At 62.5% G+C, this 21,139-nt stretch carries 20 protein-coding genes; 12 read left to right on the top strand and 8 right to left on the bottom strand.

All coding sequences use genetic code 11. The features are described 5' to 3' along the window. Window positions 1–790: 790 nt before the first annotated feature. On the bottom strand, window positions 791–1,540 hold the full coding sequence (locus tag NKI88_RS03555) for a cytochrome c biogenesis CcdA family protein (RefSeq protein ID WP_352653752.1): 750 nt from the start codon (window positions 1,538–1,540) through the stop codon (window positions 791–793). Between the two features lie 218 nt (window positions 1,541–1,758). Between NKI88_RS03555 and NKI88_RS03550 the strand changes: the two genes are divergently transcribed. The 8 genes from NKI88_RS03550 to rpmG all read left to right on the top strand — a co-directional run bounded on the left by NKI88_RS03550 (window position 1,759) and on the right by rpmG (window position 11,126). Then, window positions 1,759–2,136: a COG4315 family predicted lipoprotein gene (locus NKI88_RS03550; RefSeq protein WP_023704549.1), complete on the top strand. Its 378-nt coding sequence runs from the start codon at window positions 1,759–1,761 to the stop codon at window positions 2,134–2,136. A gap of 316 nt (window positions 2,137–2,452) precedes the next feature. Continuing rightward, window positions 2,453–5,119, top strand: a complete 2,667-nt coding sequence (gene topA / locus NKI88_RS03545) for a type I DNA topoisomerase (protein WP_352653751.1) — start codon at window positions 2,453–2,455, stop codon at window positions 5,117–5,119. A gap of 4 nt (window positions 5,120–5,123) precedes the next feature. Further along, window positions 5,124–7,430, top strand: a complete 2,307-nt coding sequence (rnr, locus tag NKI88_RS03540) for a ribonuclease R (protein WP_352653750.1) — start codon at window positions 5,124–5,126, stop codon at window positions 7,428–7,430. Then, window positions 7,430–7,882: a DUF983 domain-containing protein gene (locus NKI88_RS03535; protein WP_352653748.1), complete on the top strand. Its 453-nt coding sequence runs from the start codon at window positions 7,430–7,432 to the stop codon at window positions 7,880–7,882. The genes rnr and NKI88_RS03535 overlap by 1 nt, the downstream gene beginning before the upstream one ends. An 87-nt stretch (window positions 7,883–7,969) precedes the next feature. Then, window positions 7,970–8,710, top strand: coding sequence for an NUDIX hydrolase (locus NKI88_RS03530; protein WP_023741455.1), 741 nt, complete (start codon window positions 7,970–7,972; stop codon window positions 8,708–8,710). A 79-nt stretch (window positions 8,711–8,789) separates the two neighbouring features. Next, window positions 8,790–9,965, top strand: a complete 1,176-nt coding sequence (locus NKI88_RS03525) for an MFS transporter (protein ID WP_352653747.1) — start codon at window positions 8,790–8,792, stop codon at window positions 9,963–9,965. A gap of 115 nt (window positions 9,966–10,080) precedes the next feature. Beyond that, window positions 10,081–10,536 carry a YqfO family protein gene (locus NKI88_RS03520; protein WP_023688312.1) on the top strand — a complete coding sequence of 152 codons (456 nt, stop codon included), beginning with the start codon at window positions 10,081–10,083 and terminating at the stop codon, window positions 10,534–10,536. Between the two features lie 422 nt (window positions 10,537–10,958). Next, window positions 10,959–11,126: a 50S ribosomal protein L33 gene (rpmG, locus tag NKI88_RS03515; protein WP_006201775.1), complete on the top strand. Its 168-nt coding sequence runs from the start codon at window positions 10,959–10,961 to the stop codon at window positions 11,124–11,126. Between the two features lie 409 nt (window positions 11,127–11,535). On the opposite strand, the gene NKI88_RS03510 is transcribed toward rpmG, so the two are convergent. Further along, window positions 11,536–12,909: a PleD family two-component system response regulator gene (locus tag NKI88_RS03510; RefSeq protein WP_352653746.1), complete on the bottom strand. Its 1,374-nt coding sequence runs from the start codon at window positions 12,907–12,909 to the stop codon at window positions 11,536–11,538. A 25-nt stretch (window positions 12,910–12,934) separates the two neighbouring features. Then, complete coding sequence (locus NKI88_RS03505; protein ID WP_352653745.1) at window positions 12,935–13,306, bottom strand: response regulator; 372 nt, start codon at window positions 13,304–13,306, stop codon at window positions 12,935–12,937. A 239-nt stretch (window positions 13,307–13,545) separates the two neighbouring features. Here NKI88_RS03505 and NKI88_RS03500 point away from each other — a divergent pair, with 239 nt between their 5' ends. Both NKI88_RS03500 and NKI88_RS03495 read left to right on the top strand, forming a co-directional pair. Continuing rightward, a complete protein-coding gene (locus NKI88_RS03500) occupies window positions 13,546–13,845 on the top strand; it encodes a DUF3572 domain-containing protein (protein WP_352653744.1) in 300 nt (99 codons plus the stop codon). Beyond that, window positions 13,842–14,495 carry a hypothetical protein gene (locus NKI88_RS03495; protein ID WP_352653743.1) on the top strand — a complete coding sequence of 218 codons (654 nt, stop codon included), beginning with the start codon at window positions 13,842–13,844 and terminating at the stop codon, window positions 14,493–14,495. The genes NKI88_RS03500 and NKI88_RS03495 overlap by 4 nt, the downstream gene beginning before the upstream one ends. Window positions 14,496–14,520: 25 nt before the next feature. On the opposite strand, the gene NKI88_RS03490 is transcribed toward NKI88_RS03495, so the two are convergent. Together NKI88_RS03490 and NKI88_RS03485 are read right to left on the bottom strand one after the other, a co-directional pair. Further along, complete coding sequence (locus tag NKI88_RS03490) at window positions 14,521–16,032, bottom strand: hypothetical protein (RefSeq protein ID WP_352653742.1); 1,512 nt, start codon at window positions 16,030–16,032, stop codon at window positions 14,521–14,523. Between the two features lie 99 nt (window positions 16,033–16,131). Then, window positions 16,132–16,707, bottom strand: coding sequence for a GNAT family N-acetyltransferase (locus NKI88_RS03485; RefSeq protein WP_023681576.1), 576 nt, complete (start codon window positions 16,705–16,707; stop codon window positions 16,132–16,134). Window positions 16,708–16,774: 67 nt separating this feature from the next. Here NKI88_RS03485 and NKI88_RS03480 point away from each other — a divergent pair, with 67 nt between their 5' ends. Beyond that, window positions 16,775–18,103: a DNA polymerase IV gene (locus tag NKI88_RS03480; protein WP_352653741.1), complete on the top strand. Its 1,329-nt coding sequence runs from the start codon at window positions 16,775–16,777 to the stop codon at window positions 18,101–18,103. Window positions 18,104–18,109: 6 nt separating this feature from the next. Here NKI88_RS03480 and NKI88_RS03475 read toward each other — a convergent pair whose 3' ends face one another. Continuing rightward, complete coding sequence (locus NKI88_RS03475) at window positions 18,110–18,616, bottom strand: hypothetical protein (RefSeq protein ID WP_352653842.1); 507 nt, start codon at window positions 18,614–18,616, stop codon at window positions 18,110–18,112. Between the two features lie 181 nt (window positions 18,617–18,797). Here NKI88_RS03475 and NKI88_RS03470 point away from each other — a divergent pair, with 181 nt between their 5' ends. Then, window positions 18,798–19,679, top strand: a complete 882-nt coding sequence (locus tag NKI88_RS03470; RefSeq protein ID WP_023725721.1) for a DMT family transporter — start codon at window positions 18,798–18,800, stop codon at window positions 19,677–19,679. A 7-nt stretch (window positions 19,680–19,686) separates the two neighbouring features. Here the strand turns inward: NKI88_RS03470 and NKI88_RS03465 are convergent, their stop codons facing one another. Together NKI88_RS03465 and NKI88_RS03460 are read right to left on the bottom strand one after the other, a co-directional pair. After that, the gene (locus tag NKI88_RS03465) at window positions 19,687–20,490 is read right to left on the bottom strand and encodes a potassium channel family protein (protein ID WP_023725720.1); all 804 of its coding nucleotides are present in this window, start codon (window positions 20,488–20,490) and stop codon (window positions 19,687–19,689) included. 153 nt (window positions 20,491–20,643) lie between these two features. Beyond that, the gene (locus NKI88_RS03460; RefSeq protein ID WP_023710634.1) at window positions 20,644–21,042 is read right to left on the bottom strand and encodes a nuclear transport factor 2 family protein; all 399 of its coding nucleotides are present in this window, start codon (window positions 21,040–21,042) and stop codon (window positions 20,644–20,646) included. Window positions 21,043–21,139: the final 97 nt, after the last annotated feature.

The following is a 21,139-nucleotide window of genomic DNA, read 5'->3' as shown; positions in this document are numbered from 1 at the left end:
TGGGAGTTTCCGAGGACCGAGATTCGTTGCAGTCTTAGCACCGGAGGCATCGCGGTCCAATGCGGCTGAATTTCGGTAGAAACCTAACAAAGACCCTTGGCGGTCGTCAGGTAAGTATGGTCATCCGCAGGAGACAGAAAGTGCTTTGGGGATGAATACCCAGATTTCGTTCCCGCGAGCTGTCAGTTGGGCCTTTCGGTCCGATTTCGACAAACGGCGGCGATTTGAGTTGGAGAATTCGCCTGCTTTTGACGAGATTGTAGAGCGAATATGCAAGGAAGCCGCTTCAAGAAAGATAGATGCGTCTGTAAGGCCCGGGAACCGAGCCGAATTATTCGGGTGTTATCGCGCTGGGTTTTGTTTACGGGTTAAGCCAACGACCTTTGACATTTTCTTTAATAGCCCCACGGGTTTGCGAGCTCAGTATCTAGTTCATCCTGATCTTGGACAGGCGGCAAACTGCGTGTTGATCGCGGCTCTCAGATTGCAGTTGCTTGATGCCTATAAGAAGGAATCGCTACCGATTGCGCATAAAAATTGGTCAATCGACAACTCCATCGACGCAACATCGGCAAGGATATGGCGATACGAGTTCGTCTCTACCGCACCCAAACACGATCTTAACATCCCAGGGTGGGACGGACATGGATCGTCCGCCCCAATGGGAGAATGCTTAGTTGTAAATGGTGCGTGGATCGACTCGGATGGCCAGGAGGTAGTCATTCCGGAGAAGATCGGACGGCGATTTGAAGTGCACAGAAGCGGATATTCCTAGGGTCAAGCCCAGCACCTACCCCAGCCGGCCCAGCACCGGAAAATTCTCCAGCAGCCAGTAGGACACCGTCTGCACGCCGCCGGTGAGAAAGAACACCCCGGCGATGACCAGCAGCGCGCCGATCGCCTTTTCGACGCGACCGAGATGGACGCGGAACCTGCCGAGGAAGCGCATGAAGGCGCCGGAGAACAGGGCAGCGATCAGGAACGGAATGCCGAGGCCAAGCGAATAGGCGGCGAGCAGCAGCGCCCCCTCGCCCACCGTCTCGCGGCCGCCGGCCAAGGTCAGGATCGGCCCCAGCACCGGGCCGATGCACGGCGTCCAGCCAAAGGCGAAGGCCAGCCCCATGACATAGGCGGCGACCATGCTGGCAGGCTTGCCCTGCGACTGAAAGCGCGCCTCGCGCGACAGAAGTGGTATGCGCAGGATGCCGAGGAAATTCAGCCCCATCAGGATGATCAGCACCCCGGCCGCCATCGCCAGCGGCTCCTGCCAGACGCGCAGCCAGTGGCCGATGGTCGAGGCGCCGGCGCCAAGCGCCACGAACACGGTGGAGAAACCGAGTACGAAGGCGAGCGAGGAATAGATGAGCGCGCCGCGGGCGCCGGCCTTGGCCGTGACGCCGGCATCGTCACCGCGAAAATCGTCGACCGACACGCCGGCCATGTAGCAGAGATAGGGAGGCACCAGCGGCAGCACGCAAGGCGACAGGAACGAGATCGCCCCCGCTCCGACCGCGCTGACATAGCCGATGTCCAATGGCATTCCAGAACTCCAGATTCCTTGGCGCCGGTATAGCGGTGCAAAACCGTGTTCGCCAATCACCATCGTGTGGCATTTGGCTACACATACGGTCCGGCCGGACGAATTGTTACCGACCAATCCCAAGTTGACCAAGTCGGGGAAGAAATGCCCCTCGCCGAGCGTTCACACAGCGAAGCCGCGATTTCTGCGCGCTTCGTCGGATCACCAGGGAGATTTCCATGAAAAGCATCACTGTCGGCCTGGCCGCCCTTCTGCTCAGCACCGCCGCATCCTTCGCCGCCGAAGCGTGGAAGGAAGCCGATGTCGGTGGCACCAAGATCTACACCGATGCCAATGGCATGACGCTCTATACCTATGACAAGGACGAGAAGGGCAAGACCAACTGCTACGACAAATGCGCCACCAACTGGCCGCCGCTGAAGGCCGAGGACGGCGCCAAGGCGGACGACGAATGGACCATCGTCGACCGCACCGACGGCACCAAGATGTGGGCCTATGACGGCAAGCCGGTCTACACCTTCATCAAGGACAAGAAGGCCGGTGACATCACCGGCGACGGCGTCGGCGAAGTCTGGCACATCGTCAAGGCCGACTGATCGTCCGAACCTCTATCCCGCACCCCATCGGCGGGACTCGGCTGGCCGCCGGCTCCAAGCGACCCGGCGACCAGTTCGGGATTTACGCGCAGCACGAACTAGTCGCGGCGCCTTTCCCGGTGGCTCAAAACACGAACCGTCCCAGACAGAAATTTTGTGATCTTCTCCATACACTCTAAGAGTGTATTGCGGCACACGCCTCCGCATTTTGGCCGCTTGCCCTTGACCGATCGCAAAAGCGCGGCCATGTGAGCGACCAATTGAATGCGTCACGCAGCGGAATTCTTCTGCCGCCCCACAGCTGATATGAGACCTCATGGACGTCGTCGTCGTCGAATCGCCGGCCAAGGCAAAGACAATCAACAAGTATCTCGGCAAGAACTTCAAGGTTCTGGCCTCGTTCGGCCATGTCCGCGATCTGCCGGCCAAGGATGGTTCGGTGCGTCCCGACGAGGATTTCGCCATGTCCTGGGCGGTCGACACCGCGTCCGGAAAGCGTCTCACCGACATCGCCAACGCGGTCAAGGATGCCGATGGCCTGATCCTCGCCACGGATCCGGATCGCGAGGGCGAAGCCATTTCCTGGCACGTGCTGGAGGTGCTCAAGCAGAAGCGCGTGTTGAAGGACAAGCCGGTCAGCCGCGTCGTCTTCAATGCCATAACCAAGTCGTCGGTGCTGGAAGCGATGGCCAATCCGCGCCAGATCGATGCACCATTGGTCGATGCCTATCTGGCTCGCCGCGCACTCGATTATCTCGTCGGCTTCACGCTGTCGCCGGTGCTGTGGCGCAAATTGCCGGGCGCCCGTTCGGCCGGCCGCGTCCAGTCGGTGGCGCTGCGCCTGGTCTGCGACCGCGAATCCGAGATCGAGCGCTTCATCCGCGAGGAATACTGGCAGATCGCTGCCCTCCTCGGCACGCCACGTAACGACAGCTTCGAGGCGCGGCTGACCGCGTTCGAGCGCAAGAAGCTGCAGAAGCTCGACATCGCCAGCAAGGCGCAGGGCGACGATATCAAGGGCATGCTCGAAGGCGCGACCTTCAAGGCTCTGTCGGTGGAAGCCAAACCGACAAGGCGCAATCCTGGCCCGCCCTTCACCACTTCGACGCTGCAGCAGGCGGCATCGTCGGGCCTCGGCTTTTCGGCGACGCGCACCATGCAGGTGGCGCAGCGCCTCTATGAAGGCATGGAGATCGGCGGCGAGACCACCGGCCTGATCACCTATATGCGAACCGACGGCGTGCAGATGGCGCCGGAGGCGATCGACGCCGCCCGCGACACCATCGCCAAGGAATTCGGCCCACGATACCTCCCGGAAAAGCCGCGCCAGTACACAGCCAAGGCTAAGAATGCCCAGGAAGCGCACGAGGCGGTCCGCCCGACCGATTTCATGCGCACGCCGGCTTCGGTCAGGCAGTATCTCGATTCCGACCAGCTGCGGCTTTACGAATTGATCTGGAAGCGCGCCATCGCCAGCCAGATGCAGTCGGCCGAGATCGAGCGTACCACGGTCGAAATCGAGGCGGTCAATGGCGCTCGCACCGCGGAGCTTCGCGCCGTCGGTTCCGTCGTTCGCTTCGACGGCTTCATCGCCGCCTACACCGACCAGAAGGACGACGACGCCGAAGACGAGGAAAACCGTCGTCTGCCCGAGATCCGTGCCGGCGAGCAGCTGGCCCGTCAGGCGATCAATGCCACCCAGCACACCACCGAGCCGCCGCCGCGCTACTCCGAGGCGTCGCTGATCAAGAAGCTGGAAGAGCTCGGCATCGGCCGTCCGTCGACCTACACCGCGATCCTGAAGACGTTGGAAGACCGTGACTACGTCACCATCGACAAGCGCCGGCTGGTGCCGCAGGCCAAGGGCCGGCTGCTGTCGGCTTTCCTCGAAAGCTTCTTCGAGCGCTATGTCGAATATGACTTCACGGCCTCACTCGAGGAAAAGCTTGACGAGATTTCCGACGGCAAGCTCGCCTGGAAGGACGTGCTGCGCGACTTCTGGAAAGATTTTTCCGGCGCCGTCGCCGACATCAAGGAACTGCGCGTCACCGACGTGCTCGATGCGCTGAACGAGGAACTGGCGCCGCTGGTGTTCCCCGCGCGGGAGGATGGCTCGAATCCCCGCATCTGCCCGAAATGCGGCTCCGGCAATCTGTCGCTGAAACTCGGCAAGTTCGGCGCCTTCGTCGGCTGCTCCAACTATCCGGAATGTTCCTTTACCCGCCAACTCGGCGACGCAGCCAACCCGAATGGCGAGAATGGCGGGGGCGAGGACGGCACCAAGGTGCTCGGCAAGGACCCCTACACGGCAGAGGAAATCACGCTGCGCTCAGGCCGCTTCGGTCCTTATATCCAGCGCGGCGACGGCAAGGAAGCCAAGCGCTCCAGCCTGCCCAAGGGCTGGACGCCTGATTCCATCGACCATGAGAAGGCCCTGGCGCTGCTGTCGCTGCCGCGCGACATCGGCAAGCATCCCGAGTCCGGCAAGATGATCTCCGCCGGGCTTGGCCGCTATGGTCCGTTCGTTTTGCACGATGGCACCTACGCCAATGTCGACAGCATCGAGGATGTGTTCTCGATCGGCCTCAACCGCGCTGTCACTGTGATCGCCGAGAAGCAGCTGAAGGGCAAGGGCGGCCGCAATGGCGGCACTGCTGCCGCGCTGAAGGAACTCGGCGACCATCCCGATGGCGGCGGCAAGATCGTCGTGCGCGATGGCAAATATGGGCCCTATGTCAACTACGGCAAGGTCAACGCGACGCTGCCCAAGGGCAAGGATCCGCAGTCGGTGACGGTCGAAGACGCGCTGGCGCTGATCGCCGAGAAGGAAGCCAAGGGCGGCGGCGGCAAGAAGCCGTTCCGCAAGGCGGCAGCCGCCAAGGTCCCCGCAGCCAAGACAACCACTGGCAAGACAACCACTGGCAAGAAAACCACAGCCAAGAAGTCGGCGACCAAGAAGCCGGCGGCGAAGAAAAAGGGATAGCAGCGTGGCGCGCAGGATCACCGGTAGAAGCCACGGCGATCCGCGCACCGCCGACACGAGGGCCAAGGTCAAGGACGACTACAGGCCCTCGCGTGACGAAATCCTGCGCTACATCGCCGAGAACCCCGACCGCGCGGGAAAACGCGACATCGCCAAGGCGTTTGCCTTGCGCGGCGACGACCGCATCTGGCTGAAGGACATTCTTCGCGACCTGCAGGACGAAGGCATCCTGACCAAGGAGCGCAAGCGGCTGGCCCGTGTCGGCGCCCTGCCCCATGTCGCCGTGCTCGACATTTTCGGCCGCGACGGCGACGGTATTCTGCTGGCGCATCCGGCGGAGGCCGTCGGCACCGGCGAACCGCCGGTGATCTCGATCCGCGTCTCCCGCGGCGGCAATGGCCCGCAGCCGGGCATTGGCGACCGAGTGCTGGCCAAGACCTTCCCGACCGACGAGGCGACCGGGCCTGCCTATACGGGCCGCGTAATGAAGATTTTCGAGAAGCGGACAGATGCCGTGCTGGGCGTCTTCCGTATCCTGAGGGACGGCACCTTCCGAATCGAGCCGGTCGAACGTCGCCAGCCCGAACTGATCGTCGACAAGGAATTCCAGAACGGCGCCAGGAACGGCGACCTTGTCGAGGTCGAGCCGGCGCGGGCCTCCCGGTATGGTTTGCCGCGCGCAAAAGTGCTGGCTGTGCTGGGCTCGCTGACCAGCGAAAAGGCGGTCTCGATGATCGCCATCCACGCGCACGACATTCCGCATATCTTTCCGGCCGACGTCATCGCCGAATCCGAGGCGGTAAAACCGGCGACGCTTGCTCACCGCGAGGACTGGCGCGACCTGCCGCTGGTGACCATCGACCCGGCCGACGCCAAGGACCATGACGACGCCGTCTTCGCCACGCCCGACCTCGACGAGAAGAACCCCGGCGGCGTGATCGCCACGGTGGCGATCGCCGATGTTGCAGCCTATGTCCGCTATGGCACCGCACTCGATCGCGAGGCGCTGAAACGCGGCAATTCTGTCTATTTCCCCGACCGCGTCGTGCCGATGCTGCCAGAGCGCATCTCCAACGACCTGTGCTCGCTGCGCGAAGGCCAGGACCGTCCCGCGCTTGCCGTGCGCATGATTTTTGCCGCCGATGGCCGCAAGCTGCGTCACACCTTCCACCGCGTCATGATGAAATCGGCGGCAAAGCTCGCCTATCCGCAGGCCCAGGCCGCGATAGACGGCCTTCCTGACGACAAGACCGGCCCGATCCTCGATACGGTGCTGAAGCCGCTGTGGGACGCCTACGCCATCCTCAAGCGCGGCCGCGATGGCCGCCAGCCGCTCGAGCTTGATCTGCCCGAGCGCAAGATCCTGCTCAAGCCGGACGGCACCGTCGACCGCGTCGTCGTCCCGGAGCGGCTCGACGCCCACAAGCTGATCGAAGAATTCATGATCCAGGCCAATGTCGCCGCCGCCGAAACGCTGGAAGCGAAGAAGCAGGCGCTGGTCTACCGCGTCCACGATGCGCCGTCGCTGGCCAAGCAGGAATCGCTGCGCGAGTTCCTGCAGACGGTCGGCCTGTCGCTGGCGCGTGGCGCGCAGATGCGGCCCGCCCAGTTCAACGGCATTCTCGAGCGCGTGCGTGGCGCCGACAATGAGGGGCTGGTCAACGAAGTGGTGCTGCGCTCGCAGAGTCAGGCCGAATATTCGCCCAAGAACATCGGCCATTTCGGCCTCAACCTGAAGCGCTACGCGCATTTCACCTCGCCGATCCGCCGCTATGCCGATCTGATCGTGCATCGCGGGCTGATTGCCGCACTTGGGCTCGGCCCTGGCGGGCTGACGCAGGACGAAGCGACGCGGCTGGAAGACTTCGCGGTGCTGATCTCCGGCACCGAGCGCCGCGCCATGGCGGCCGAGCGCGACACCGTCGACCGGCTGATCGCTGCCTACCTCGCCGAGCGCATCGACGACCGCTTCGACGCCCGCATTTCGGGCGTCACCAAATCGGGACTATTTGTCCAATTGCCGCAGTTTGGCGCAGATGGCTTCATCCCGGTGTCAAGTCTGGATGGCGATTACTATATATATGACGAAACCGCGCGATCGCTGTTCGGAGAACGCACCGGCAAGGGCTATCAGCTTGCCGACCGCGTCGAGGTTCGCCTGATCGAGGTGGCGCCTATGGCCGGCGCGATGCGTTTCGAGATGCTGACCGACCCGAAGCCCCTGCCCGGCTCCAAACGGTCGTTTCACAAGGCAAAAGGCCGCGCCCGCGCGTCGCAATCGCGCCCGGGGTCGCGCGGCAGGAGACGATAATGGCAAGCGAAATGGGAATCCAGAAGCAGGTTTTCGGCGGCGAACATCATTCGGGCCGAGTCGCCCGCCCGCTGTGGACGGCGATGAAGCGCGGCGCCCTTGGCCGCTGCCCGCATTGCGGCGAAGGCAGGTTGTTCGCCGGCTTCACCAAAAGTGTCGACAAATGCGCCGTGTGCGGTGAGGAGTTCCCCCACCACCGCGCCGACGACCTGCCCGCTTATCTCGTCATCGTCATTGTCGGCCACATCGTTCTCGGCGCCTTCATGGGCGTTGAGGCGACCTCGACGCTCTCCATGTGGCAGCACATCGCCATTTGGGTGCCGCTGACCATCGTGTTGTCGGTCGCTCTGCTGCAACCGGTCAAGGGCGCCGTCATCGGACTGCAATGGGCGCTCTATATGCACGGCTTCGGCGGCGAAAAAGACGGCACCGAGCCGCATCCCGGAACCTAGTTTGCGTCAGGGCAATGTCGCCTGGCGCAACATGCCGACCGTGAAAGGCCACTTTCGTTTGCCAGAAGTTTCCGCTAGGTCCTGCGCATGGAAGGTATGACCAAGGCGGAAGTCAGCAGGATGGACCGTGGCGCAGCCGCCCACAGCGGCCTGCCCATACGCCCGCGCGATGCCGCCACCCTGATCCTGCTCGACCGCGAGGGCGACGAGATTCTGGTGCTGATGGGCCGGCGCCATGCAGGCCACGCCTTCATGCCCGGCAAGTTCGTCTTTCCCGGCGGCCGCACCGATTCGGCCGACAGCCGCATTGCCGTTGCCACCCCATTGCTCCCGGAGGAAGAAGCCAGGCTGACCGCCGGCGTCGGCCGCATCAGCCCGTCGCGGGCCCGTGCCATCGCGCTCTCGGCCATCCGCGAGACTTATGAGGAAGCCGGCCTGCTCATCGGCAGCAAAGGCTCGTTCGCAACCGACAAACGCGACTGGCAGGGCTTTGTCGAGCACGGCGTCCAGCCTTCGCTGGCGCCTCTGCGCTTCATCGCCCGCGCCATCACCCCGCCCAATCGCGTGCGTCGTTTCGACACCCGCTTCTTCAGCGCCTGGCGCAGCGATGTCGCCGTGGAACTGCCGGGTGGCGGCCCGACCAATGAGCTGGAAGAACTGGTCTGGCTGCCGCTTGCCAAGGCCAGAGAGGCCGATATCCCCGACATCACCCGAACGATCTTGCAGGAGCTGGAGACGCGGCTTGCCGACGATCCGCGCCTGCGACCCGGTGGGTCCGTGCCGTTCTACCGGCTTTTCCGCAACCGCTTCGTTCGCGAAATTCTTTAGAGCAATTCCAGGAAAAGTGTGACGCGGTTTTCCGTCCGGAATTACGCAATATCAAACAAACAGAGTATTCAGGCATCACATGACGGTCGATACCCAGCAAGAGGGCGACGAGCGCGTACATTGGCTACCTATGATCGCCGCGATCTCGTCGATCAGCGTCGTGGGCATCGCCATAGGCCTCGGCATGCCGCTGCTCAGCGTTATTCTCGAGAGCCGCGGCCACTCGGCATCGATGATCGGCCTCAACACCGCGGTCGCCGGCCTCGCCTCGATCGCCGGCGCCCCGCTGGCCACGCCGCTGGCGATGCGCTTCGGCGTCGCCTGGACGATGATCGCCATGATCGCCGCCGGCGCGCTCGCCTTTGTCGGCTTCCACTTCGCGCCGGACTTCTGGATGTGGTTCCCACTACGCGTCGTGCTGCACATCGCGCTGACGGTGCTGTTCATCCTGTCGGAATTCTGGATCAGCACCTCGGCGCCGCCGCGCCGGCGCGGCCTGGTGCTCGGCATCTACGCCACAGTGCTGTCGCTCGGCTTCGCCGCCGGGCCATGGATCTTCGCCCATATCGGCAGCACCGGCTTCTTGCCGTTTGGCGTCATCATCGTCCTGGTCGCGCTGGCCGCAATCCCGGTGCTGGCCGCACGGAATGAAAGTCCCACAATCGTGGTTGACGGCGAAACCAGCAACTTCCTGCGCTACATCTGGCTGGTGCCGACAGCGACCGCCGCCGTGCTGGTGTTCGGCGCCGTCGAGACCGGCGGCTTTGCGCTGTTCCCCGTCTATGGCAACCGCATCGGCTATTCCGAGGCGGATGCAGCCCTCCTGCTCACCATGATCGGCCTCGGCAACGTGCTGTTGCAGATCCCTATGGGCATGATCAGCGACCGCGTCTCAGACCGCCGCTATCTACTTTTGGCCTGTGCCACGGTCGGACTTGCCGGCACCATCTTCATGCCGTTCTTCGCCGGCAATTGGCACCTGATGGCGGCGCTTCTGTTTGTCTGGGGCGGCGTGGTGGCCGCCATGTACACGATCGGCCTTGCCCATCTGGGCTCGCAGCTCTCCGGCCATGAACTGGCCTCGGCCAATGCCGCCTTCGTGCTCTGCTACGGCGTCGGCATGGTGCTTGGCCCGCAGGCGATCGGCATCGGCATGGATGCCTTCGGGCCCTCCGGCTTCGGCTGGTCGCTCGGCCTGTTCTTTGCCGCCTATATCGCCTTGGTCAGCGCCAGGCTGGTCCGCAAGATCTGGTAGCCTGTCCGTCGCCAGCCTGCGCAATCCTGACGGGATGTCGCCGCTGCTGACAGAACCGTGTCAGGAGACCTCAGCTAAAAGAGTGTCCCAAAAACCCGAGTTTGAGGATACGGCGATGATCGACAGCGGCTTTGAAACCACATCTCTGCGCATGACGCTTCTGCTGCTTGTCAGCTTCCAGGCCCCGGCAGCCGATGTCGACCGCATCATGGACGCCGTGGTCGCGATCGCGCCGCTGGCAATGGGCAAATACGACCGCAACGCCTATCAAACGGCGCACGGCATCGAACGCTACCGACCGCTGGAAGGTGCAGCCGCCGGCGTCGAAACCGAACTGCGCCGCCGCCCCGGCACCGTCGAGGTCTCGTTCGAGTTGCCCGACGACCAGGTGCTCGCCGCCCGCGTCGTCGAGGCGATTTTCCAGGCGCATTCCTACCAGGAGCCGGTGATCCGCATCCAGCCGATCCTCGCCAGCCGCTCCAAGGGCCTGGACGACCGCGCCAATCCGAATCGCTGGTGGAACACCACCGGGGACTGGAAGAAAGCACTTCCAGTTAAGGAAGAAGCCTAGAAATTCGGCCCCGCTGAGGGGAAGCACCGGCCTTACCTTCTCCGTTGTGAGGTGAGAAGCGGTCCGTAGCGGACGAAAAGCCAATTGCGTGGTTTTTCGAGATTCGAATGCCCTGAGCCTGCGAAGAGTTGGGCGCGGGTGACCAATCCACCCTGCCGAACCAGCGCCGCTTCGCAGCGTCGCGGCATTCGCCGGCCTATAGCCATGCTGTCCGTCTCATCCTCAGCCTCCATCGGGCCGATGATAAAACCGGACAACTCATGTGCTACCTAATCCGGACAACTCATGTGCTTACGACACAGGCAAGGCGTCGGGCTTGACTTTCCGGGCACGTTCTTTATGTGTCGCGCCAAGTTTCCCGCGTCCGGGTGTTTTCCCCCGCTCCAGCGGCCAAAACCCCACGAAAATAACGGACTGATACAATGGCCAAAGCCGCAAACATCAAGATCAAGCTTCTGTCGACCGCCGACACCGGTTTCTTCTACGTGACCAGCAAGAACAGCCGTACCAAGACCGACAAGCTGTCGTTCCGCAAATACGACCCGGTCGCCAAGAAGCATGTCGAGTTCAAGGAAACCAAGATCAAGTAATCTGGTTTTCATACGCTCTGTCAAAAGCGCCGCCCCTTCGGGCGGCGTTTTTGATTCAAGGCCCCGAAAAGCCAGAACCCTCCGCTGTTTGGCGCGAAGTGCTCATCTCATGTTTTGGCAAAAAAGGGGGCCGGTCGGCGTATGGCAGCGGTACGAGGAGGCCACTATGTGCCAGCGCCGGCCGGCCGACCCCACGGACCCAGGAGATGCGGCGGACCTGAGCATCATGGGGTATTCGGCGAAGCGATGCGGCTGTCTACCCTCGTGCCCGCATCGCCCTTGTTCTTGCACCGCACATTTGCGCAACAATGTTTGAAAATCAATAGTTTCTTAACCAAGCCTGCCGAATCGCTTGGATTAAGGTAAATTCCTAACCCTGTCCGATTGACTGCATAATCGGTGGTCTAGCCTACGCTGCCTTGGCGACGACCCGGTTGCGGCCGCCACTTTTGGCTTCGTAGAGCGCCACGTCGGCACGTTTCATCAACGCTGCGGCCGTGTCCGCGCCCTTCAGAACCGATGACACGCCGACGCTGACCGTGACTTCGATCGCCTTGCCGTCAGGACCGATGGCAAACGGCAGCTGGGCGATTTCGGCGCGAATGCGCTCGGCAACCTTCTCCGCCACCGTGCCGTCCGTGTCCGGCATCACAACGACGAATTCCTCGCCGCCGAAGCGGCAGGCAAGGTCGATGCCCCTGACGTTCTTGCGCAGCCGCCTTGCGAACTCGCGCAGCACATCGTCGCCGCCATCATGGCCATGCGAGTCATTGACGGTCTTGAAGCGGTCGAGATCGGTGATCATCACCGACAGAGGCCGCCGCCGCGCCACGGCGCGGTCGAACAGCGTCTGCAAATGGCTGTCGAGGTAGCGGCGGTTGTGCAGCCCGGTCAACGCGTCGGTCACCGCCATCTCGATGGTCTGGGTGACACTGGCGCGCAGCTGGTCGTTGTAGCGCTTGCGGCGCACCTGCGTGCGCAGCCGCGCCGTCAGCTCCTGCTGGTCGATCGGCCGCATCAGATAGTCGTTGATGCCGAGCTCGAGCCCGCGAATGATGCGCCCCTCCTCGCCGTCATCGGCAATCAGGATGATCGGCAGGAAGCGGGTGCGGTCAAGCGAACGCAATTGCGAACACAACCGCAGCGGATCGAAATCGGTAAAACCGGTCGAGATCAGCACGCACTCATAGGGCGCCTCGGCGGCTTGGAAGAAGCCGGCATGCGGATCGGTGGCAATGTCGAGCTCGGCGCTGCCGCGCAGCATGTTCTGGATGCGCTCGAACGACGATTTGCGCTCGTCGATCAACAGCACCTTCGGCGTGGCGTCCTCCGACGCGAAGCTGCGGCTCAACAGCGCCTCGATGCCGATGTTGCGGGTGGTCGATGCGCGCAGCCGCAGCTCGTCGGTCAGCGACTTCAGCCTGACCAGGCTCTTCACCCGCGTCATCAGTTGCAGATCGTTGACCGGCTTCGTGAGAAAGTCGTCGGCGCCTGCCTCGAGGCCGCGCACCCGGTCGGCAACATGGCCCAGCGCGGTCACCATGACCACCGGTATATGCGCGGTCGCCGGATCGCTTTTCAGCCGCTTGCAGACCTCGAACCCGTCCATGCCGGGCATCATCACGTCGAGCAGCACGACATCGACCTTGCCGTTTTCGCAGGTCTCGATCGCGTCCGGCCCGTTGGAGGCCGTCAACACCTCGAAATATTCGGCCAGCAGCCGAACCTCGAGAAGTTTGACATTGGCAGGGATGTCGTCGACGACGAGGATCCGCGCGGTCATGTCACAAGGGCTCCGGCTGAAGGCATCAGGCATCACCGAGATAGGATTTGATGGTCTCGATGAAACGCGGCACCGAGATCGGCTTGGAGATGTAGGCCTCGCAACCGCCCTGGCGAATGCGTTCCTCGTCGCCCTTCATGGCGAAGGCGGTGACGGCGATGACCGGAATGGAATGGAGGTCGTCGTCCTCCTTCAGCCATTTCGTCACTTCCAGCCCCGACACTTCGGGTAGCTGGATGTCCATCAGGATCAGGTCGGGCCTGTGCTGGTGCGCCAGATCGAGCGCCTCGAGCCCGTTGCGCGTGCGCACCGTTTCATAACCGCTGGCTTCGATGAGGTCGCGAAAGAGCTTCATATTGAGCTCGTTGTCCTCGACGATCATGACCTTCTTAGGCATCGATTTCCCATCCCGGCCAGGCTTCTGCCCGAAGCCCTGCCGCTATGCGCCCTTGTCGAAGCACACCAAACCCTCGCCCACTCTTAAGGCAATATGATTGACGAAATGGAAACCCGAAGCGGCAAAAGCCATTCGGATTCCACCTCGAAAACCACATTGGATCGGGGCTGTGGCTTGCCGCAGGCGACGCTTGCGATTACTGCGGAAAAGAGACTCATTTCCGCAACGAGAAAGTAGTGATGGCAAACGCAGCGTCAATGCGCGAGGAAGCGGAAACCATTGCCGTGAAGGCACTGGGCTTCGTCGCCGCCGACCCCGAACTCCTGCCGCGCTTCCTGGCCATCACCGGCATCGAGGCGTCCGCCATCCGCCGCGCCGCGGCCGAACCGGGATTCCTTGCCGGCGTGCTGCAGTTCATCCTCGCCCACGAGCCGACCTTGCTGCGCTTTGCCGAGGAAACCGGCGCCCCGCCTGCCTCAGTCGGCAAGGCTTTGCGCGCGCTGCCTCTTGGCGGCGACGACCATGAGCATTCGATATGAGCGACGATCCCGAGACGGCACGCCAGATCGCCGAACTTGCAGCCGACAACCGGCCTCTGCTGATCCTCGATGTCGACGATGTCGTGCTCGAATTCATCCGGCCGTTTCCGCATTTCCTGAAATCGCGCGGCTTCGGCCTGACGCTGGCCTCGTTCCGTCTCACCGGCAACATTGCCGAAACGGCGAGCGGCCGGCTGATCGAACAGCCGGAGGTGACGGCACTTCTCGGAGATTTCTTCGATACGCAGGCCGACTGGCAGAGCGTCACCGATGGTGCCGAACAAGCGCTTGCCAGCCTTGGCGACCGCGCCGAGATCGTCCTTTTGACCGCCATGCCGCACCGGCATCGCGCTGCACGCCGCGCCCATCTCGATGCGCTCGGGCTGCCCTATCCGCTGTTGACCACCGAGATGGCCAAGGGACCGGCGGTGGCGAAACTCCGCGGCAAGAACGGCCGGCCGGTGGCCTTTGTCGACGACCAGCCCGCCAATCTTATCTCGGCGCGCAATTCCGTCGCCGACGCGCATCTCTTCCACCTGATGGCCGACAATTCGCTGCGCGCCTTCATGCCGCCGGTGCCCGACGACATCATCTCCGTCGAGGACTGGCGCGATGCCGCGCCGAAGATCGCGAGCGCGCTCGGGCTTTAAGCCCAAGCGCCTCCAAGCTTGGCGATCAAGGCTGCAGCTTCGCCCCTGCTCCGCCATTGTTGCCCTCGCCAGGGATCGCATCCTGATCGGTGTTGTCTTCCACGACCGGATCCGGCCCCTTCAGCATGGCGCCGTTGACCGTCACCGACCCATCGTGCCTGGCGTTGATCACCCATTCGATACGGCCGTCCGGCAGCGTCTTGGCGAATCCCTTAATCGCAAGCGCCCCTGTGAAAGCCTGCGAGGCCTCCGGGTCAGATTTAGCCGCCGCCTGCAAGGTTTCAACGATCTTGTCGTAGCCGGTTACGTTGACGGTCACGCTCGCATCCGGCTTCTTGCCGGGGAACGTCATTTCGCCCTCCATGGCGACCTCGATGTCGCCGTTCTTCACCGTGCTGTGCCCGAGAACGAATTTTGGTATCTTGGCCAGGAAATTGGCGGAAATCTCGTCGCCGAAATCTGGCGGCAGCGGTGGATCCTTGCTGAAATCGAGGGTGTCGATGGTTTTCCTGGCCATACTGTCGAGATCGATGTTGGCGCCGCCGAAATTCAGGTCGAGATCCGTCGGCAGCAACGCAACGGTCCAACTGGGCAGCATCTGCTGCGGTATTGTCAGGCCGGAAACCTTGAATGCGTAGCTGATCTTGCCGTCCTTGCTGATGCCGTCCATGCCGACAACGGTGTTCAGCTGCGCCGCGCCGAAATTGCCGGCATATGTTTCAATGGCAAGGTTTTTGAATGCGTAGGTCCCATCGATCCGTTCCCATAGCGGCAGCGCACCGAGCAGAAGCGTTTTGAACTCTGCTTGATCGGCCTTCAGCCGGGCCTCGTCCTCATGGGCGACGGCGAACGCCAAAAGATCCAGAAGCGGCTTGGTCTGAATGGCCTTAGCGGTCACGTTCACAGCGAGCTCCGGTGCCCGGAGCGCTGCGATTGACCGGTCATCGATTTTGACCGTTTCGACGAAGTCCGCCATCGCCTGTGTGAAATTAAGATCGACGCCGCCGTTGGCCGACTTCCTGGCGTCAAATTTGGAAGAGCCCAGCCCCACGCTCAAATCGGTCAATTGACTGACTTGGCGCGACGTCATCGTCATGCCCGCAATCGAACTGGTGCCGCTGGTAAATGCCGCCAGTTCCGGGTCATAGGCGCCCGTGAACTTGCCATCCTTGACAACGATTTGCCCGGTGTTCAGGCCATTTGGGCCATTTACCTCGATGGACCCAGTCGTAGAGAAATCCGAGGCGACATCCCAGCCTCCGTCGCTGCGCGGTTTGACCCGCAGCGTGACGGGCGGGAAATCGAACCGCTTCAGATCCTGCTTCGGCATCTTCGCCACAAGCGCCTTCACATCGAAGGTGATCTTGTAGGCACCCTCCTCGGCTGAGATCTTCAAAATGCCTTCATTGAGCGCCTGTTTGCCGACATAGCGAGAGAGCTCATCGGAAAGTTGCTTGGCACCTTGGGCATCGACAGCCTGGCCAAAGGCAGGAGCGCTGAGGGCGAGAAGGAAAGCAAGCGGCAAGACACGGTTCACATAATTCTCCATTTGACCAAAAAGGAACGCTTCGTTCGTCTGCTATGACACCAACCTACAGCTTCCACAGGACATCAACAAACGCCGACGGGTAATTGACTACAACACCAGCCGCATCAGCGGCCGTCCGGCCTTGCGTTCGACAAGCCGCTCGAAGCCGGCCTTTTCAAACACACGCGACGAGCCGACGAACAGCCCGATCGAACGCGAATCGCGCGACACGTCGATCGGACACGCCTCGACCAGCCGCGCCTTGTTCTGGCGGGCAAAAGCGATGCCGCCCTCGACCAGGCGGTGGCTGACGCCCCGGCCGCGCGCGCTGGCGCGGATGAAGAAGCAGGAGATGGCCCAGACGCCGGGATCTACGGCGTCGGTTGGATCGACCGGCGCCGAGCCCCGGCCCCGATTGTTCCATTCGGGCACGTCGGCGCGTGGACCGATCTGCATCCAGCCGACCGCCTGGCCGTCCTCGAAGGCCAAAAGCCCCGGCGGCGGCCCGGCCTCGATACGCGCCTTGATATGATCCTTGTTGCGCTGCTTGTCGCTGGCCCGTCGGACCGCCGGCGCCATCCGGAAATGCGTGCACCAGCAGCCGTAACAGGCGCCCTGCTTGCCGAAAAGATCCTCGAAATCCGCCCACAGGTCAGGCGCCAGCGGCGCTATGGTGGTGCTCATGAGTTCTCTCCCGGCTAACCGCTTGTGGCGGCTTCCGTCCTGACGTACCATTGCATCTGTTCTCTTTATGTTCGCAGCGATGGCGGCCCCTGTCAACAATCCCGAGCACGGTTTTTGCCGCGACTGCCTGACCTTTCAGCGCAGCGATACCAGGCGCTGTGAGCGTTGCGGCAGCCCTCGACTCACCCGCCATCCCGAGCTCTACCAGCTGCATCTGGCGCATATCGATTGCGACGCCTTCTATGCGGCGATCGAAAAGCGCGACAATCCGGCGCTGAAGGACAAGCCGCTGATCATCGGCGGCGGCAAGCGCGGCGTCGTCTCCACCGCCTGCTACATCGCCCGCATCAAGGGGGTGCGCTCGGCAATGCCGATGTTCAAGGCGCTCGAAGCCTGTCCGGAAGCGGTCGTCATCCCGCCCAATATGGAGAAATACGTCCGCGTCGGCCGCGATGTCCGCGCCTTGATGCAGGCGCTCACGCCGCTGGTCGAACCGCTCTCCATCGATGAGGCGTTTCTCGACCTTGCCGGCACCGAGCGCCTGCACGGCATGCCGCCGGCGGTGGTGCTGGCGCGCTTTGCGCAGACCGTCGAAAAGGAAATCGGCATCACCGTTTCGGCCGGCCTTTCCTACTGCAAGTTCCTGGCCAAGGTTGCCTCCGATTTCCGCAAGCCGCGCGGCTTTTCGGTGATCGGCGAAGCCGAGGCGCTGGGTTTCCTGGCCGAACAGCCAGTGACGCTGATCTGGGGCGTCGGCAAGGCTTTTGCCGCAACGCTCGAACGCGACGGCATCCGCAGCATCGCCCAGTTGCAGCGCATGGAGCGGGCCGATCTTATGCGCCGCTATGGCGTGATGGGCACCCGGCTCTACCATCTCTCGCGCGGCCAGGACGACCGCCGTGTCGATCCCGACCAGGATGCGAAAAGTGTGTCGGCCGAAACCACTTTCGACACCGACATAGCTGAAATGGGCGAACTGGTTCCAGTGCTGAGGGGATTGTCGGAAAAGGTCTCGGCGCGGCTGAAGAAGTCAGGCATTGCCGGGCGCACCGTGGTGCTGAAGCTGAAGACGCAGGATTTCAAGCTGCGTACCCGCAACCGCCAGCTCGGCGACCCGACCCGGCTGGCCGACCGCATTTTCCAGACCGGGCTCGAGCTGTTGCGCAAGGAGGCGGACGGGACAAAGTACCGGCTGCTTGGCATCGGTGTCAGCGATCTCTCGGGTGACGAGAAGGCCGATCCGCCCGATCTCGTCGACGTCGGCTCGCGCAAGCGCGCCATGGCCGAAAGCGCCATCGATACGCTACGCGACAAGTTCGGCAAGAAGGCGGTGGAAACCGGCTACACCTTCGGTAAAGGCCGCAACGCCAACCCGCCGGAGCCGATCGAGGAGTGAGACGGCTTAGATACGCTTGAGATCGATGCGGCTCGTCACCACGTTCTTGCCGGTTTTCGGATCGACGTCGGTAACGGTCAACCGCATTCCGTCGCCGCTGGTTTTCTCCACCGTCAACCGCGCCTTGCGATCGCCATTGACCTCCGCCGCCCAGCGAATGCCGAGACTGAACGCGTTCCCAGAACGGCTGCCGGCGAGCTGTGCCGGCCCGGTGCGCGACCCGACATAGACGCCAGTATACTTCGCCCCGCGGGCCTTCAGATTGGCGCTGATGGCGCGCGTCACCACGACAAGACCACGGCAATTGCCGTCAAGCGACAATGAACTCGAGGTCGCGTCGGAATTGAAGGTGCAGGACACATTCACCGTCGGTGCGTCGGTGGTGACCTTGACTGTCCCCTTGCCGGAGAAATTCCCTTGCAAGGAGCTGAGAAAATTCGCCTCGTCGGCATCGGCCGTGGCGCTTGCAGGTAGCAGGCAGCCGGCTAGCAGAAACCGCGCGAATGATCTCATCGGAATCTCTCCCCCGTTGATGTTGAAGAACGATGCGTCCAGCAATTGGCCAATACCGGAACCAACGCCTGCCGTTGCGTCAGGTTCCACTTCCGGCATGGCTGTTTTTGCAACGGTCTGGCCCAGTCGAATGCGTCGCCTAACGGTTGCGATAGAAGTCCCGGCTTGCGACATAGCGCCTATGGCACCTTCCCCATCGATCCCGAAAGCCGCGTTCTGGATGGCGCTGTCGATCGCCTCGTTTCTGGCGATGTCAGTCGCTGGCCGCGCAACCACCGCCGAGCTCAACGTCTTCCAGGTGCTGGAACTGCGCTCGGTGATCGGCTTCTTCATTCTGTTGCCGCTGGTGACGATGAGCGGCGGATTCGCCGCAATGCGCACGCAGCGCCCGTTGGCCCATATCGCTCGCAATGTCATCCACTATACGGGCCAGGCGGCATGGCTCTATGCGCTGACGCTGATCCCGCTTGCGGTGCTCATATCGATCGAATTCACCACGCCGATCTGGACCGCGATCCTGGCGGTGGCGTTTCTTGGCGAAAGGCTCTCCCGCCCGAAAATTGCGGCGGTCGTGCTTGGCCTGATCGGCGTGGTGGTCATCGTTCGCCCCGGCGTCGGCTCCATGGATCCGGGTCACCTCGTCGTTCTCGGCGCGGCCGTGTGCTTTGGCGTATCGGTGGTGTTGGTCAAGTCGCTGACCCGCACGGACAGTGTCGTGCGCATCATCTTCTGGATGCTGATCATCCAGTCGGTGGTCGGCCTGATCCCGGCGCTTTATGAATGGCGCAACCCACCGCTCGAACTCTGGCCATGGATCCTGCTGATTGCCTTCACCGGCATGTCGTCGCATTTCTGCATGGCGCGTGCCCTCACCTATGCCGACGCTACGGTGATTTCACCGATGGATTTCCTGCGCGTGCCACTGTCGGCGCTGATCGGCTGGCTGCTCTACAGCGAACAGATCGACATCTTTACAGCCGGCGGCGCCCTGCTGATCCTGATGGGCAACCTGCTCAACCTGCAGCGCAAGGCGCCAAAGCCGGCCGAGGTCGCGGCCTCGTAGCGGTCGGTCAATTCCCCTCATCCGGTATGTTGAGAAGATGCCCGCAGGCCTTGCAGTGCACGGCGTCCGGCTCATGCCGTTGCAGTCCGCACTGCGGACAGGGAAAGAACACCTTCGCGGGTCGAAAAATCGCCGTCGCCAGTCTGACGAACAGCGAGATGCCGATGATCATGGTGGCGATCGCGGTCAGCTTGCCGGCGATCCCCGGCAGCACGATGTCGCCGAAACCGGTCGTCGTCACCGTGGCAACGGTGAAATACAGCGCATCAATGTAGTTTTCGAGGCCGGCGCCGGTGCGGAAGAAGAAGGTGTAGACGAAGCCGGTGATGACGAACAGGAACGTCAACAGGTTGATGACCGCGTGGCTCGCCTCGCGCCAGGGCCTCAAGCCACGCATTTCGAAATGCCGCCACAGCGACCCGCTGCGCGACAGCGACCATAGCCGCAGGATGCGCAGGAACGCCAGATTTGCCAGCGCCGTCGGCATCAGCAGCGTCAAAAGGATGAAGACATCGACCCAGGATGTCGGCTGTTTCATCAGCCGCAACATGTCGTTGGAGGCTAACAGTCGGGCAATCAGGTCGGCGGCGACCAGCGCCGCGACGGTATAGTCGAGCCACAGGAATGACGGCTTGTCCTGGAGCACCGGCGTGGCAACGAAGAAGGCGATGATGGCGAGGTCGATGATGACCGCCACCAGTTGAAACCGGAACGCCGCCGGCGTGCGTCCGTGATAGAGCTTGCGCAGCCTGTCACGCAGCCGCGCCATCGCTGAGCTTTGCTGCAATCCGTCCTTCTCGGCTGCTTTCATCACCAAGTGCGTAACGGTCCCAGCCGGGGTCGTCTAGAGCATGATCCCAAAAAGTGGGTGCCGGTTTGCGGAAAAGATCATGCTCCAACAAAGGGTTAGATCATGATGAGATTTCAACCAAATCTCATCATGATCTAGTGGCCCCGGTGATCGTCAGCCCTCCACCACCTTGCCGTCCGGCCCCACGAGGCGCCAGGCCGAGGCGGTGTCGTAGACGAACCGCTCCTCCGCAATCCGGTCACCACGCCAGCGCTGCAGGGCCACCTCTTCCAGCCGGCGCACGGTGCCGGCCTTGTCGATACGGTCGAAGGTCCAGCGGATGGCGACATTGTCGCCATCGACCAGGAATGTCTGGACAGGATGGGTGTGCATCTTCTCGATCCGGTCGAGTGCTGCCTGCTCATGCGCCATCAGTGTTTCCTTGCCGCGCCGCGGGACGCCGAGATTTTCCTGCATGGTGGCATCGTCATGGTAGAAGTCGGCGATCGCTTTGACGTGGCTGCCTTCGACCACCTCCTTGAGGAAGGCTTCGACGCGTTCGCGGCTGGGCATGATTGTGCGTTCCTGTGAAGTTTCTGCTCAACGCATGTGGTTCAAAGGAAGGTCAGGTCAACCACGCCCCGCACGCTGGCCCTATCGGCTGCAATGT

Origin of the sequence: Mesorhizobium sp. M0317 (assembly GCF_040321555.1) — a bacterium.
Taxonomy (GTDB): Bacteria; Pseudomonadota; Alphaproteobacteria; order Rhizobiales; family Rhizobiaceae; genus Mesorhizobium.
Note: the sequence above shows the minus strand (reverse complement) of the source record. Positions and strands in the feature narration are given on the sequence as shown.